At 36.3% G+C, this 14,634-nt stretch carries 16 protein-coding genes and 1 rRNA gene; 11 read left to right on the top strand and 6 right to left on the bottom strand.

What is annotated here, in order from left to right; all coding sequences use genetic code 11:
* Positions 1 to 80: 80 nt before the first annotated feature.
* Entirely contained in the window at positions 81 to 263 is a 183-nt protein-coding gene (locus BALCAV_RS08105) for a hypothetical protein (protein ID WP_003324359.1), read from the bottom strand.
* 147 nt (positions 264 to 410) lie between these two features.
* Here BALCAV_RS08105 and fabL point away from each other — a divergent pair, with 147 nt between their 5' ends.
* Together fabL and BALCAV_RS08095 are read left to right on the top strand one after the other, a co-directional pair.
* A complete protein-coding gene (gene fabL, locus BALCAV_RS08100; protein ID WP_003324360.1) occupies positions 411 to 1,160 on the top strand; it encodes an enoyl-[acyl-carrier-protein] reductase FabL in 750 nt (249 codons plus the stop codon).
* Between the two features lie 69 nt (positions 1,161 to 1,229).
* On the top strand, positions 1,230 to 1,403 hold the full coding sequence (locus tag BALCAV_RS08095; protein ID WP_003324361.1) for a gamma-type small acid-soluble spore protein: 174 nt from the start codon (positions 1,230 to 1,232) through the stop codon (positions 1,401 to 1,403).
* A gap of 531 nt (positions 1,404 to 1,934) precedes the next feature.
* On the opposite strand, the gene BALCAV_RS08085 is transcribed toward BALCAV_RS08095, so the two are convergent.
* The gene (locus tag BALCAV_RS08085) at positions 1,935 to 2,987 is read right to left on the bottom strand and encodes an NAD(P)/FAD-dependent oxidoreductase (protein ID WP_003322765.1); all 1,053 of its coding nucleotides are present in this window, start codon (positions 2,985 to 2,987) and stop codon (positions 1,935 to 1,937) included.
* A 224-nt stretch (positions 2,988 to 3,211) separates the two neighbouring features.
* On the opposite strand from BALCAV_RS08085, the gene BALCAV_RS08080 reads away from it, so the two are divergent.
* The 3 genes from BALCAV_RS08080 to BALCAV_RS08070 all read left to right on the top strand — a co-directional run bounded on the left by BALCAV_RS08080 (position 3,212) and on the right by BALCAV_RS08070 (position 6,813).
* On the top strand, positions 3,212 to 4,057 hold the full coding sequence (locus BALCAV_RS08080; protein WP_003322764.1) for an ABC transporter ATP-binding protein: 846 nt from the start codon (positions 3,212 to 3,214) through the stop codon (positions 4,055 to 4,057).
* Between the two features lie 273 nt (positions 4,058 to 4,330).
* Positions 4,331 to 4,858, top strand: coding sequence for a nucleoside tri-diphosphate phosphatase (gene ntdP, locus BALCAV_RS08075; RefSeq protein WP_003322763.1), 528 nt, complete (start codon positions 4,331 to 4,333; stop codon positions 4,856 to 4,858).
* Positions 4,859 to 5,064: 206 nt separating this feature from the next.
* Positions 5,065 to 6,813, top strand: a complete 1,749-nt coding sequence (locus tag BALCAV_RS08070) for an ABC transporter ATP-binding protein (RefSeq protein ID WP_003322761.1) — start codon at positions 5,065 to 5,067, stop codon at positions 6,811 to 6,813.
* A gap of 132 nt (positions 6,814 to 6,945) precedes the next feature.
* On the opposite strand, the gene BALCAV_RS08065 is transcribed toward BALCAV_RS08070, so the two are convergent.
* The 3 genes from BALCAV_RS08065 to sda all read right to left on the bottom strand — a co-directional run bounded on the left by BALCAV_RS08065 (position 6,946) and on the right by sda (position 10,074).
* The gene (locus BALCAV_RS08065) at positions 6,946 to 8,025 is read right to left on the bottom strand and encodes an FUSC family protein (protein WP_003322760.1); all 1,080 of its coding nucleotides are present in this window, start codon (positions 8,023 to 8,025) and stop codon (positions 6,946 to 6,948) included.
* Between the two features lie 470 nt (positions 8,026 to 8,495).
* Positions 8,496 to 9,794, bottom strand: coding sequence for a glutamate-1-semialdehyde 2,1-aminomutase (locus BALCAV_RS08060; RefSeq protein ID WP_003322759.1), 1,299 nt, complete (start codon positions 9,792 to 9,794; stop codon positions 8,496 to 8,498).
* A 136-nt stretch (positions 9,795 to 9,930) separates the two neighbouring features.
* Positions 9,931 to 10,074 carry a sporulation histidine kinase inhibitor Sda gene (gene sda / locus BALCAV_RS21570; RefSeq protein WP_136445964.1) on the bottom strand — a complete coding sequence of 48 codons (144 nt, stop codon included), beginning with the start codon at positions 10,072 to 10,074 and terminating at the stop codon, positions 9,931 to 9,933.
* A gap of 130 nt (positions 10,075 to 10,204) precedes the next feature.
* On the opposite strand from sda, the gene bcp reads away from it, so the two are divergent.
* The 4 genes from bcp to perR all read left to right on the top strand — a co-directional run bounded on the left by bcp (position 10,205) and on the right by perR (position 12,625).
* On the top strand, positions 10,205 to 10,675 hold the full coding sequence (gene bcp, locus BALCAV_RS08055) for a thioredoxin-dependent thiol peroxidase (RefSeq protein WP_003322757.1): 471 nt from the start codon (positions 10,205 to 10,207) through the stop codon (positions 10,673 to 10,675).
* Positions 10,676 to 10,711: 36 nt separating this feature from the next.
* Positions 10,712 to 11,668 carry a D-2-hydroxyacid dehydrogenase gene (locus BALCAV_RS08050; RefSeq protein WP_003322756.1) on the top strand — a complete coding sequence of 319 codons (957 nt, stop codon included), beginning with the start codon at positions 10,712 to 10,714 and terminating at the stop codon, positions 11,666 to 11,668.
* A gap of 36 nt (positions 11,669 to 11,704) precedes the next feature.
* Positions 11,705 to 12,016, top strand: a complete 312-nt coding sequence (locus tag BALCAV_RS08045; RefSeq protein ID WP_003322755.1) for a cyclic-di-AMP receptor — start codon at positions 11,705 to 11,707, stop codon at positions 12,014 to 12,016.
* A 171-nt stretch (positions 12,017 to 12,187) separates the two neighbouring features.
* Complete coding sequence (perR, locus tag BALCAV_RS08040) at positions 12,188 to 12,625, top strand: peroxide-responsive transcriptional repressor PerR (RefSeq protein WP_003322754.1); 438 nt, start codon at positions 12,188 to 12,190, stop codon at positions 12,623 to 12,625.
* A 120-nt stretch (positions 12,626 to 12,745) separates the two neighbouring features.
* Here the strand turns inward: perR and BALCAV_RS08035 are convergent, their stop codons facing one another.
* A complete protein-coding gene (locus tag BALCAV_RS08035; RefSeq protein ID WP_003322753.1) occupies positions 12,746 to 13,102 on the bottom strand; it encodes a YgzB family protein in 357 nt (118 codons plus the stop codon).
* A gap of 170 nt (positions 13,103 to 13,272) precedes the next feature.
* Between BALCAV_RS08035 and BALCAV_RS08030 the strand changes: the two genes are divergently transcribed.
* Positions 13,273 to 14,148 (top strand): nucleotidyltransferase-like protein, encoded by an 876-nt coding sequence (locus tag BALCAV_RS08030; RefSeq protein WP_003322752.1) that lies wholly within the window; start codon positions 13,273 to 13,275, stop codon positions 14,146 to 14,148.
* 290 nt (positions 14,149 to 14,438) lie between these two features.
* Positions 14,439 to 14,634 (top strand): 16S ribosomal RNA (locus tag BALCAV_RS08025); the annotation flags it as partial.

Below are 14,634 nucleotides of genomic sequence, written 5' to 3'. Positions count from 1 at the left end.
GAGCTCATGTGACTAGCTCATTTGATTTGTCATTTGTACGTATAGCAAAAAATTACCCGCTTTTATAATCCAGGGATAGTTTATTCATTCAGGCCACCTCGTGCTTCAATTTCTTCAATGATTTCCCTATGAATGGTAGCTCCTTCTGCATTTAAATAAGGAACCATCTGTTGTAAATTATAGTGGAAGTAAGCTAATTCTTGTTTTGTCCACTCATTTTTGGGGAGCATTGAAAGCTCGGTCATATCACGTCTGTCATGCATCATCTTCGCCTCCTTTTTTTGTTTTTTATTATATTGAAAATGACTTAAAGTTAGTCTCCCTGTTCTATCATCAAGCTATACGATATAATAACAAGGAATGACTAATAAACTTTGTTGCGATACATATAGATTTTAGGAGGAAAAGTAATGGAACAAAAAGTAGCACTTGTTACAGGTAGTAGTAGAGGAATAGGAAAAAGAATTGCCCTACGTTTAGCAGAGCAAGGGTATGATATTGTCATTAACTATGCTAGAAATAAAAATGCGGCTTTAGAAACAGCAGCTGAAATTGAACAATTAGGACGAAAAACATTAGTTGTCAAAGCGAATGTTGGAAAACCTGAGAAAATTAAGGAAATGTTTGAAGAAATTGACGAGCATTTTGATCGATTAGACATTTTTATTAATAATGCTGCATCTGGTGTTTTGCGCCCACTTATGGAGTTGGAAGAGAATCATTGGGATTGGACAATGAATATTAACAGTAAAGCATTATTATTTTGTGCTCAGGAAGCCGCTAAACGTATGGAAAAATCAGGTGGTGGAAAAATTGTCAGTTTAAGTTCTTTAGGTTCGATTCGATATTTAGAAAATTATACGACTGTAGGGGTATCAAAAGCAGCAGTTGAGGCTTTAACGAGATATTTAGCGGTTGAATTAGCAGAAAAAGGAATTGTGGTTAATGCGGTTTCAGGAGGAGCGGTTGATACAGATGCCTTAACCCATTTTCCTAATCGTGAAGAACTTTTAGCATCATCTGCAAGTCGAACACCTGCTGGCCGTTTAGTGGAACCAGAGGATTTAGCGAATGCAGTTATGTTTTTAGTTTCTGATCAAGCGTCAATGATTAGAGGCCAAACACTCATTGTTGATGGAGGAATTTCCCTTTTAACATAAAATTAGAGAATTTATTATGGATAGAATGCTCGCCTCCTGGACATCTTAATTTTTGTGGAGGTGATAAAAATGGCAAACCAAAATCAACAGAACCAATCAAAAACAAATGCACAACAAGTGAAGAAGCAAAATCAAGCTTCTCAACAAAACGCTAGCTATGAAACAGAATTTGCTAGCGAAACAGATGCACAACAAGTAAGACAACAAAACGCACAATCCCAGCAAAAGAAAAAACAACAATAGTAAAAAGGTAAAAAACCTAACCAAAAGTCAGTGCGAAGTTCAATCTTCGTACCGGCTTTTTTGTCGCTAATGAAAATTGAAACTAAGGTATGAATAAACTAGCATAGGTAATGAAACCACCGTGAATGTTAAATTAATGTGCGAATAGTCAGGAATAGGTAATGAAACCACGGCAAATTCAAAATTAGGGAGCGAATTATCCAGGATAGGTAATGAAAGCACGGCGAAAGCAAAATTAAGGTTCGAATAGTCAGGAATAGGTAATGAACCCACCGCAAATTCAAAATTAGGGAGCGAATCATCAGGAATAGGTAATGAAACCACGGCGAAAGCAAAATTAAGGTTCGAATAGTCAGGAATAGGTAATGAACCCACCGCAAATTTAAAATTAGGGAGCGAATCATTCAGAATAAGTAATGAAACGACCAATCCAAATTTAAGGAGCGAATCTCGAACTCGCATTAAAACTACCTGAAAAGTAAATAAAAAAAGCCCAAAAGCTCATTTAAGTGCTTTTGGGTCGTTTGCTATTTATTTGACAAATTGTTTGATTAATTCTTTATTTCGTTGTTTAAAAATTTCATTATGGGAAGAAACCATTGCGGTTTGAGCAGCGTCTGGTTGAATATATTGTTTGGCTTTATTGACGGCGTTTGCAGCATCTTGAAAAGCTCCAGCAATTAAATGAACTTTGCCAGGGTGGGATAAAATATCCCCAGCCGCAAATATACCAGGTACAGTCGATTCGCTCTGTGATGTACCTTTAATATAAAAATCTTCAACTAATTCGATTGGCAATGAACTTTTTTGTAAGAGCGTACTATCTCGTTCATAGCCGTGGTTAATGATTACTTCATCAACATCAATGTATGAAGTTGATTTCGTCCGGTGGTTCATGAGCTCAACGCTACTAATTCTATCGTGAGTTTCATTTGGAATAAATTTTGTAATATAGCTGTTAAAGTGGCATTCACAACCACTATTTGAAAGTTGAGTTACTTGTGCTTCATGACCAGTAAGGGCTTCTTTCCGATAAGTTAGATAAACTTTTTTGGCAATTGGTTCAAGTTCGTTTGCCCAGTCAATCGCCGAGTTTCCGCCACCTGAGATCATTACGACTTTATTTTTAAAATGCTGTAAAGATTTGACCGTGTAATTTAGATTCGTAATTTCAAATCTTTCCGCTCCATCAATTTCAATTTTAGAGGGAGAAAGGATTCCGCCACCAACAGCTACGATAATGGTTTTAGAATAATGAATATTGCCTGTTGCACTTGTTAAAATAAAATAACCTTCATCAAGATCACGAGAAATGGAAGTCACTTTTTCATTGAGAACAACTTCTGGATTAAAAGTTAGTCCTTGTTGCACAATTTGTTCAATCAATTTTGCTCCAGGAGTAGGAGTTAATCCACCGACATCCCAAATCATTTTCTCTGGATAAACATGAACTTTTCCACCTAAACGTGGTTGATATTCAATTATTTTTGTTTTCATTTCTCGTAAGCCACTATAAAAAGCAGAATATAATCCAGCAGGTCCAGCCCCAATAATTGTTACATCAAATAAGTCTATTGAGTGCAAAAGACTCACTCCTTCCAAAACCTAGTCTATATTGATAATCATTATCACCATCATACACCGAATATGTATATTTGGCAATTACTATTGACAACGATTCTCAATCGCATTATAGTCAACTTGTGCTTAGTATTATATAGATGTTATCAATCCATTTGAAAATTAATAAACAAATCGAATTAATATATTTTTACGATAATAATACAATGAGTTAGAGGGTGATGAAGATGACACGTCTATATACGGAAAATTTACATATAGCCTATAGTGATAAAGCGATTATTAAGGATATGTCAATTGAAATACCGGATCATAAAATTACGACCATCATCGGAGCGAACGGCTGTGGGAAATCAACGTTATTAAAAGCGATGACAAGAATTATCTCGTATCAGACGGGTACGGTTGTTTTAGATGGAAAAGAAATTGTCAAAGAGAACACAAAACATTTGGCTCAAAAAATGGCGATTTTGCCGCAAACACAAGAGAGTGCAAGTGGCTTAACAGTTAGTGAACTTGTTTCTTATGGTCGTTATCCTCATCAAAAAGGGTATGGTCGATTAAATAAAAAAGATCTAGAAATGATTGATTGGGCTCTTGAAGTGACTGGGTTACAAACATTTAAATATCGGACTGTCGATGCTCTCTCCGGAGGACAGAGACAGCGTGTTTGGATTGCGATGGCTCTTGCCCAAGAAACAGAAATTATTTTCTTAGACGAACCAACGACTTATTTAGACATGGCTCACCAATTAGAAGTGTTAGAACTCTTACAAAAATTAAATCAAGAACAAGGGCGTACCATTGTGATGGTGTTACATGACCTAAACCAAGCGGCTCGCTTTGCTGATCATATTGTCGCTTTAAAAGACGGTGAAATTGTTAAATCGGGTAACTGTGAGGAAGTAATCACTCAACCAGTACTTGAAAAGGTCTTTAACATTGATGCGGTGATCGGGCGTGATCCAAAGACAAATAAACCAATTTGTTTAACATATAGCTTAATTAAAGAGGAAAAAGAAGCGGAGAAAAATGTGGCTACGATGCCTCGCCTTGCTCAAGTTGTTAATTAGTTATCCAAATTAAATAATCGTATGATTGAGGGGACCTTCGTTGTTGATACCAAAACAAAAGAAGGCCTTTTTTTCTGCTATCGGGTACTTACCGTTTCAAAAGAGGTTAGAAAGCGGTATAATAGAACAGAATAGACAAATTAAGATTGATTGAAGTGTAGATAAGTACATGAGAGTTGGCTCACATTTAGGAGCTTGATTCGTACAAGCAACTAGATTGAAAAGCTCTATGTATGGACGTCCAGTGAAAAGTTACACAGAAAGGAGTAACAAATGAACTTTCCCAAAGTGGGTAGTAGTATTCAGATCCATAGTTATAAACATAATGGATCTCTTCATCGGATTTGGGAAGATACCATCATATTAAAAGGGACGTCAAAGGTTGTGATTGGAGGAAATGATCGAATCCTAGTAAGAGAATCAGATGGACGTAATTGGAGAACAAGGGAACCTGCCATATGTTATTTTGATTCTGAGCAATGGTTTAATACGATAGCTATGCTCAGAGCTGATGGCATCCATTATTATTGTAACATCGGAACTCCGTTTACTTGGGACGAGGAAGCATTAAAATATATTGATTATGACCTTGACATTAAAGTCGCTCCAGATATGACATTCAAGTTATTGGATGAAGATGAGTACGAGCTCCATCAAAAACAAATGAATTATCCACCTGAGTTAGACGCGATTTTGCAACGAAGTGTCGACACATTGGTATCTTGGATTCATCAACGTAAGGGCCCTTTCGCCCCACAATTTATTGAAAATTGGTATGAGCGCTTTTTACAATATCGATAAGTTGATAGCAATGTATTCCAGAAAAAGCCTGAGGTTCGGGCTTTTTTCGATGTTTTTGGGAGGTTTTACGAAAAGGATGTTTTAAGGACATCTCTATTCTGCACATGAATAAGGCGGAAAATGCTGAATAAAAAAGCTCTGAGCAAAATTTGAGTGATTCAAAAGTTTTTCGTTCATAATAAGACTTGAAAGGGAGGAGTGTAGATTTGGGAAGTATTAGACGCTATATGGCGTTTGTAAAACCATATACAAAACAAATTATTATCACGATATTAATTGGCATCTTAAAGTTTGGAATTCCATTATTATTGCCTTTAGTCGTTGCTTATATTATTGATGATATTATTTTAGTGGACGGTTTATCAGTAGAAGAGAAGCAATCAATGTTATTTAAGATTATGGCTATTATGTTATTTATTTTTGTAGTATTACGCCCACCAATAGAGTACTATCGTCAATACTTTGCTCAATGGATAGGTAGTAAAATATTATATGATATTCGTGATCAGCTCTTTAGTCATATCCAGAAATTAAGCCTTCGCTTTTATTCCAATCGTAAAGTAGGGGAGATTATTTCTCGCGTTATCCATGATGTGGAACAAACAAAGAATTTTGTGATTACAGGGTTAATGAACATCTGGCTTGACTTATTTACGATCATTATTGCGATTATTATTATGTTAAATATGAATGTTTGGTTGACGCTTGTGGCCATTTCAATGTTTCCGCTTTATGGATTTTCGGTTAAATATTTTTATGCCAGACTACGAAATATTACCCGTGTGCGCTCGCAAGCGTTAGCCGAAGTACAAGGACATTTGCATGAACGTGTTCAAGGAATGAGTGTTATTAGAAGTTTTGCTTTAGAAGATCATGAGCAAAAGCAGTTTGCTAAACGGAATGATCACTTTTTAGCAAAGGCCCTCGATCATACGAGGTGGAATGCGAAAACGTTTGCTGTTGTGAACACGATAACCGATATTGCCCCATTACTTGTCATTATCGTTGCAGGTTATTTTGCTTTAAATGGTGTGATTGAAGTAGGGGTTATGACAGCATTTGTTTTATATATGGAAAGGTTATATGGACCTTTACGTCGTCTTGTAAATTCATCAACAGTTTTAACTCAATCAATCGCCTCGATGGACCGAGTGTTTGAATTTATTGATGAAGAATATGATATTACCGACAAGCCTGGTTCAAAGGAATTAAAACATACGGATGGGAAGATCGAATTTTCAAATGTGAGCTTTTATTATAATGAAGAAAATACGCCCGCCTTGAAAAATTTAAATTTAACGATCAAAAGTGGGGAAACGGTTGCCTTTGTTGGAATGAGTGGTGGAGGTAAAAGTACTTTGATAAGCTTAATTCCGCGCTTTTATGATGTGACCTCAGGAGCGATTTTACTTGATGGGACCGACATTCGCCATTATCAAGTGAGAAGTTTACGTGATAAAATAGGCATGGTTTTACAGGATAATATTTTGTTTAGTGAGTCTGTAAAGGAAAATATTTTAATGGGGAATCCAGGTGCAACAGATGCTGAGGTAATCGCAGCAGCTAAAGCGGCGAACGCCCATGAATTTATTATGAATTTACCTGAAGGGTATGATACTGAGGTCGGGGAAAGAGGCGTGAAGCTCTCAGGTGGTCAAAAGCAACGTGTTGCCATTGCTCGTGTCTTTTTGAAAAATCCCCCAATGCTTATTTTTGATGAAGCGACTTCTGCCCTTGATTTAGAAAGTGAACATTATATTCAAGAGGCTTTAGAAGAGCTTGCAAAAGACAGGACAACCTTCATTGTCGCCCATCGCTTATCAACGATTACCCATGCAGATAAAATTGTACTCGTTGAAAACGGGGAAATTAAAGAGGTTGGAACCCATGATCAGTTAATGAATGACAAAAACAGTAGCTATAAACGTTTGTTTGAAGTCCAGCAATTTCAATAAATTTGTATATAGGGGATTGGATTCCTCTATCTTGAATTAGAACGATAAAAAGAGCTGTTCCGGTAAAGTCAATTTGGACTTTGTGGGACAGCTCTTTTTGCTTATCGTGTATAGTGCTTTATTAAAGAAGTGTTATTCTTCGGGATTAATATCAAGTGTACTTTCCTCGGTATGATATTTAAAGAAGCTGTTAACTAAATGGTCTAAATGGACCAACTCTTCTTGATATTCGATAATTTGTGAAATCGCGGGAAAAGTATGCATCCATGTTTGTTCTTCAATTTCCTCTTGATTATAGTAGGTAATAAAAGCTTGGGCTAAAGATGCCTTCCCTATATCTAGATCCTCTAATGTTTCTTGAGAAGGGGAGGAAGTCACTTTTCCAACATAGCGTAACAGAATTCGATTATGGAAATTCGTTAATAAATCAAGTTGTTGTTCAAATTGTTGTTGAATTGGCTCTGGTAGTTGTTTAATATCATCAGAGCGTCTTTCAAAGTTTTTTAGAACAAAAATTGATTTTTTTATTGTAATGAGCATTTGCCTAAAGAGCACTAATTTTCGTGCTTTACTATACTTGTTTTTTAAGAAATAATTTCGTTCCTCTTTATATAAACTATAAAGATTGTCTAATTTTTTCACTTGCCCATCTAATCGTTCAAGGTCATCTTTTAATGAACGAGGATCGGCATCTTGTCTTAACAATAACATGATCCATTGAATCACATTGTCTGTTTCATTTAACATTAATTGATAAAATTTTGTTTCATATCTTGGTGGGATAAAGAAAAGATTGACAATAAAGGCTGTAAACACACCAAGCATAATGAGTAGAAATCGATCTGTTGCAAATTCGACGAAATTCGTCGTAGGGCTTTCCATAATAATAATGATCGTTACAATCGCAAGCGGAATCGTTGAAGGCTCCAGTTTTAATTTAGAAATAATAGCGATAGCTAAAATAACAACAACACCAACCACGAATGGATCATGACCAAATGTGAGCACAAAAATGACCGCTAAAATCGCTCCAATTAGATTTGCTTGAATTTGATCTAAAATTGTTTGGAAAGTTCGATGAATGGAAGGTTGAATCGCAAAAGCAGCAGCAATTGCAGCAAATGTTGCAGAATCAGAACCTAACCATAAAGCTGCATACATAGCTAATGTAACAGCAAGACCCGTTTTAAAAATACGAGCACCAAGTTTCATTTTAATAAGATGTCCTTTCTGATATCCGTTCATCTCACTATTAGAGAGAACGTCATGTAATCATAAGTACTAATCGTAAAATTCTTTTGAAAAATAGTTTTCTTCCTATTAGTTTACATCAGTACCGAACGTACTATACCGTGATTAGAGAGAAGAAGCAAGTGATTTCTTGAAAAAGATTATGTGTAATTATTATAGTTTATGAAAAAGCTGGTTGAGGCGAAAGTTTTAAAATTATATGAACGGTTTTTAATAAATAGGACAATTGATTAAAAGAAAAGTCTGTATACATAACAGATGTGATATATGCAAAGGAGTTGTGGAAAGCATCCTGTAATTAGAAGCATAGCTCTCAATTCTTCGATGTTTTTTGCGAAATGAAGTGTGTGAATAGTTATAAATTAGAGGGAGAAATGAACCAAATAAAAAGACTTAAAAGCAGCAGTTAATTGCTTTTAAGTCTATTAGTATTAAACGTGTAAAGATACAACGGCAAAAGCCTCATCTACAGCTTTTAATGTAGCTTCGATATCTTCCTTCGTATGCTCTGTTGTCAGGAACCAGGCCTCATATTTAGATGGAGCTAAATTAATGCCTTGTTTAAGCATTTCTTTGAAGAAAATCGCAAATAAATCGCCATTAGAGGCTTCCGCTTCTTCGTAATTGGTGACAGTTGTCGTAGTGAAATACAGTGTTAGGGCTCCTTTTAAACGATTTAAGCTCATAGGAATATGATGTTTTCTTGCTAGTTGGCGAATGCCTTCTTCAAGCTTTTGCCCTAATAAATCCAACTGTTCGTAGACGCCATCTTGTTTAAGCACTTCTAGACAAGCAATTCCAGCACTCATGGAAGCGGGGTTACCAGCCATCGTTCCGGCTTGATAGGCAGGACCGAGCGGAGCGACTTTTTCCATAATATCGATGCGCCCGCCGTATGCTCCAATTGGCAGGCCACCGCCAATAATTTTACCTAATGCTGTCATATCTGGTTCAATGCCTAAATAATTTTGAGCTCCACCATACATAAAACGAAAAGCCGTAATGACTTCATCGTAAATGACTAAAGCACCTGCTTCGTGGGTTAAATCATTTACAGCTTGTAAAAAGCCTTCTTTCGGTTCGACAATTCCGAAGTTGCCCACTATCGGTTCTACTAAGACAGCGGCTACTTGGTCGCCCCATTTATCAAGAGCTTCTTTATAGGCACTGATATCATTAAATGGAACAGTAATGACTTCTTCAGCCGTGCTTTTAGTCACACCTGCTGAATCAGGTGTACCGAGAGTGGAAGGGCCGGAGCCAGCTGCAACAAGGACTAAGTCAGAGTGGCCATGATAACAACCTGCAAATTTAATGATTTTGTCTCGTCCTGTATAAGCCCTAGCAACACGAATCGTTGTCATGACAGCTTCGGTTCCTGAGTTGACAAAACGAACCTTTTCAAGAGATGGGATCGCTTCTTTTAACATTTTTGCAAAAGTGATTTCAAGACCTGTTGGAGTGCCGTATAGTATTCCTTTTTCAGCGGCGGTTTGAATCGCTTTTGTAATATGGGGGTGGGCATGTCCTGTAATGATTGGCCCGTAAGCTGCTAAATAATCGATGTATTGGTTGCCATCAACATCCCAAAAGTAAGCCCCTTGCCCTCGTTCCATATAAACCGGTGAACCACCACCGACTGCTTTAAAAGAGCGTGAGGGACTATTCACCCCACCAACGATATGTGCTAATGATTCCTTATGTAATTCTTCTGATTTTGAGAAATTCATAATTACCTCCAAATAAAAGCTGATTCATAAAATTATTTTGATCGTTATTCAATCATATTATTTATGATAGAGCAACTGTAGACATTTGACTAGGGGAGTCTATTATCCGTTAGAATTTGCTTAAATTCTCTTGGGATTATTCATCTTTTTTTATCTCGCTCAAATGGAGCTCTCTTCTTTTAATTTCCTCTAATAAAAGTTGGATAAATTGTTCATTTAGACGTAAATTTTTTGCCTGAAAGTAACTTTGAATTAATAACTCATTAGATAAGGCTTGCAGTGGACTCATCTCCTTTTTAAAATAGTAATAAATAGAGAGTTAATACTTTTTTGATAGAAATCGGATAAGTTGTTTTTAGAAGAAAGTTCAGATACGCTAGAAGATATAAATTTTGAAAGGGTGGTTTTAAATGGCTATCGCAGTAGGAGAAAAAGTACCAGCATTTACATTACCAGCAAATAATGGCGAGAGTGTCTCATTAAAAGATTATGAAGGTAAAAATATTATTCTTTATTTTTATCCTAAAGATATGACACCAGGTTGTACAACACAGGCTTGTGATTTTAGAGATTATAGTGAGGAATTAGAAAAGCATGATGCGGTGATCTTAGGGGTAAGTCCAGACCCAGTTGCTAGACATGAGAAATTTATTGAGAAATATAACTTACCATTTTTACTATTATCTGATGAAGAGCATCAAGTATCAGAGCTCTTTGATGTATGGAAATTGAAAAAGAACTTCGGGAAAGAGTATATGGGAATTGTGCGTTCTACTTTTGTGATTGATAAAGAAGGAAAATTAGCAAAAGAGTGGAGAAAAGTAAAAGTGGCCGACCATGTAAAAGAAGTGTTTGATTATATAGCTGCCGAGCTTAGCTAATAGGTGGATGCGATTCAAAGTAACGGAGGCTAGGATATGAAAATAATTTCATCAGCCCAAATAGCAACTAATATTCAAAAAGACTTAGAAACAGTATTTCCAGAAGCCTATTTTTCTTTCTATAATAATATGGCCGAAGCGGAAGACGAATTAAGAACGGCAGAAATTTTGATCACATATGGTGAAGATTTAGAGGAAAAACATATTCAAACTGCGAATAAATTAAAATGGGTTATGGTTATCTCAGCTGGCTTGGAGCAGCTACCATTTGATGCCTTGAAGAAAAAGGGTATTTTAGTAACGAATTGTCGAGGTATTCATGCTAAACCAATGGCAGAGTATACGATTGGAATGATGCTTCAAGTTGCGAGAAAAACTAAAACTTTAATTGAGCAGGAGCAAGCTCACGATTGGAATCGCTCTGTCCCGATGATTGAATTAAATGGTAAGACGATATCAATTCTAGGGGTGGGTGCTATTGGTCAAGAGATAGCGAGGCTCGCCAAAGCTTTTAATATGAATGTCTTAGGCATGAACTCTTCTGGACAGGAAGTGGAAAATGTCGATCAAGTTGTATCTAATGAAAGAGTAGAAGAGATTTTAACTGTTGCTGATTTTGTTGTTAATGTGTTACCAGCAACAGAGGAAACGAAGGAAATAATGAATGAACAACGTTTTCGTAAAATGAAACGTAGTGCAACATTTATTAATATTGGCAGAGGTTATACAGTTGATGAGAATGCGTTAATTAAGATTATGACCGAGGGGGCGATCGAGCATGCGGTTCTAGATGTCTTTTGGCAAGAGCCATTAGCAAATGAAAGTCCATTTTGGGATATGAATAATGTGACGGTGACCCCTCATTTATCTGGAATCTCTTCTTCATATCAGCCCAGAGCATTTCAAATTTTTAGAGAGAACCTAAAGAAATATATAAACCAAGAGAAACACGAAAACTTTATTAATCGAATAAACTTAAATAAAGGGTACTAAAGATTGGTCATCATTTGAGGGAAGTGAGGCGAAAAAATGAAGCTGCTTATTTGTATTATTGATGACTTCTATGCTGATGAAGTGGAAAAGAGCTTAAAAGAAAAAGGGTATCGAATGACGGAATTAGCGAGTTCAGGAGGTTTTCTTCGGAAGGGCAATACAACCTTTTTAATTGGTCTTGAAGAAAAGGATCACTCGGAGTTAAAAGAAGCGTTACAAAGTTCTTGCTTAAGCATAGAGAAACGTAAACAAAAAAGAAAAAATAATCATATTCATCGCTATACCTCATTTCTTATTGATGTAAAGGACGTTGCTTTATTTTTGGAGGGCAAGTCGTTTATTAAATAAGGCTTTGCACCATAATTTGAAAAGCACTCTCATATAAGATTGGCTAATTGATAAGAGAATCCTGCCAGTTTGTAATAATATCGCTGTAATGACTAATTGACAGCCCTCTCACTTCTATACTATACTTATTATAAAATAAGAATTGTTGTATTGAAAGAGAGGTGCATGACGATGTCAAACCATCGCTTGCAAGATGCCATTGAAGCACTTAAAAGCACACGTGTACGTATGACACCGCAGCGTCATGCTATCTTGGAATATTTATATGATTCAATGAAGCATCCAACGGCGGATGAAATTTATAAAGCACTTGAAGGGCGTTTCCCTAATATGAGTGTGGCGACTGTTTATAATAATTTACGCGTTTTTAAAGAAGTTGGGATTGTAAAAGAGTTAACTTATGGAGATTCTTCAAGCCGTTTCGATTGTGTCACAACTGACCATTATCATGTAATTTGCCAAGATTGCGGAAAGATAGTTGATTTTCATTATCCAGGTCTAGATGAAGTTGAAACGTTAGCAGAGCATGTAACTGGATTTAGAGTTCATAATCACCGTATGGAGATTTACGGTTCATGCCCCGAATGTTCTAAAAAAGTCCAGCATTAAGTTTGAATTAATGAATGAACGTCTTAGCGCGACTACTTTAAATGTAGTCGTGCTTTCTTTTGACGTGTGACTTTTCAGTTAGCTATCATTTGGGTAAAAAGAAACAGAGCTACATGACCGTTAGCTCTGTGTCGATTTTTTATTATAATCCTCGTTAAATTCTTTACCTTCTAGTTCTTTATCCATCGTTAACGGTTGGTTGCAGTGCATGCATGCATCAACGCGGCCTAACACTTTGGTCGGTTTCTCACAACTTGGACAAACAACTTGAATTGTTTTAGTTGAAAGCATTCCAATCCAAAAATAAACAAGTGTACTAGCAATAATCGCTAAAAAGCCAACCATCATTAAAATAGTCATGACTACGGGTGTAGATTTAAAGATTAAGCCGAGATACATAATTAAGATCCCGATAAAAACTAAAGATAGTGCAAATGTGCGGATTTTATTAATTTTATTTGTATATTTTAGTGCCATATTTGTCCCTCCTGCGATTAGTATAGCATAGTGTACATTTGACTGCCTGTGAATATTTTTTGTAAAAAGGGTTTTGCAAGAAAGAAGTAGAAATAAAAAGTAAGACGTTATTTCTCTATATTTGATTATTCATATTTAAGTAAAGGTACTTGGGGAAGGGAGTCGTTGGAATGGTAGATACAATGTTGAGGCAATTATATCAAGACCGTGCAAGCGAACTAGATACATGTGCAATCTTGTTATTAGAAAATGAGGGAGAAAAAACGTCAATAACGGACGGTTTTAATGCTGTTGTTCTTATTATAAAGGAAGATACAGCGATTCAATGGGATATTAAACACTATGTTATTGATAACAGAACAGTTGCATTACATATATTAGACAAAGAACTGATGCATTATTCTCTTATTGTTGGAAGTAATCGCCGTTTAGTTGATTGGCTAGTGAGTGGAAAGATTGTTTACGATCGAAATGAGTTTTTAGCGAATGTGAAAGAAAGGATCGAAACATTTCCTCTAGACGATCGTGCAAAAAAGATGACTATTCAGTTTACAAAAATGTTGCGTCGGTTTGAAGAGGGGAAAACGCTATTTGCTCAAGGACATTTCTTTGATGCTTATTCAAATATGATGCATGCTCTTCATCATTTAGCGAGGCTTGCGGTTATTCGTCAAGGATTTTATCCGGAAATAACGGTGTGGGAACAAGTAAGGCAAATCGAGCCGGAAACATATAAGTTATATCAAGAGTTATTAAAAAGTGAAGAAACTTTAGAAAAGAGAATTGAGTTAATGGTTTTGGCTACAGAGTTTGCGATTCATTCGAAAACAATAGAAGGTAGCCAACACTTTATAGACTGTATTAGACTTGAGAAAAGAGAATGGTCGATTTCTGAGTTGATGGCTTTATCTGAGGTCGAAGATTATAAAATCGATCTAGAGCTATTTCTTAACTTTTTAGTTGAAAAGAAGATTATGAGGGTTGAGTGTAAGCCTACTAAAGCAAATGGAATTAACCATTTGCGCTATCATATAAATTTTTCTTAAAAAAGTATTGATCAATTAATTTCTGTGTGATATATTATTACTTGTCGCTGAAACAACGCGTCATCATCAAAAAAACATTTGAAAAAAAGTGGTTGACACAAAACATCAAATTTGTTAAGATGATAAAGTCGCTAAAGAGCGAAACGAGTTCTTTGAAAACTGAACAAAAGCCAAGCGAATTAAAGAGATACAAGGTATCTCGTCAATGTTAGTCATTGAGAAATCAATGCAAATTGGAACTTCAGTGAAAACTGAAGCAAGCCAGCAAAATGAGCGAATCAGCTTATCCTTTAACGGAGAGTTTGATCCTGGCTCAGGACGAACGCTGGCGGCGTGCCTAATACATGCAAGTCGAGCGGACCAAAGGGAGCTTGCTCCCAGAGGTTAGCGGCGGACGGGTGAGTAACACGTGGGCAACCTGCCCTGTAGACTGGGATAACATCGAGAAATCGGTGCTAATACCGGATAATCAAAGGAATCACATGA

The sequence above is a fragment of the Alkalihalobacillus alcalophilus ATCC 27647 = CGMCC 1.3604 genome, from assembly GCF_000292245.2.
In the GTDB taxonomy this organism is placed as follows: Bacteria; Bacillota; Bacilli; order Bacillales; family Bacillaceae_D; genus Alkalihalobacillus; species Alkalihalobacillus alcalophilus.
Note: the sequence above shows the minus strand (reverse complement) of the source record. Positions and strands in the feature narration are given on the sequence as shown.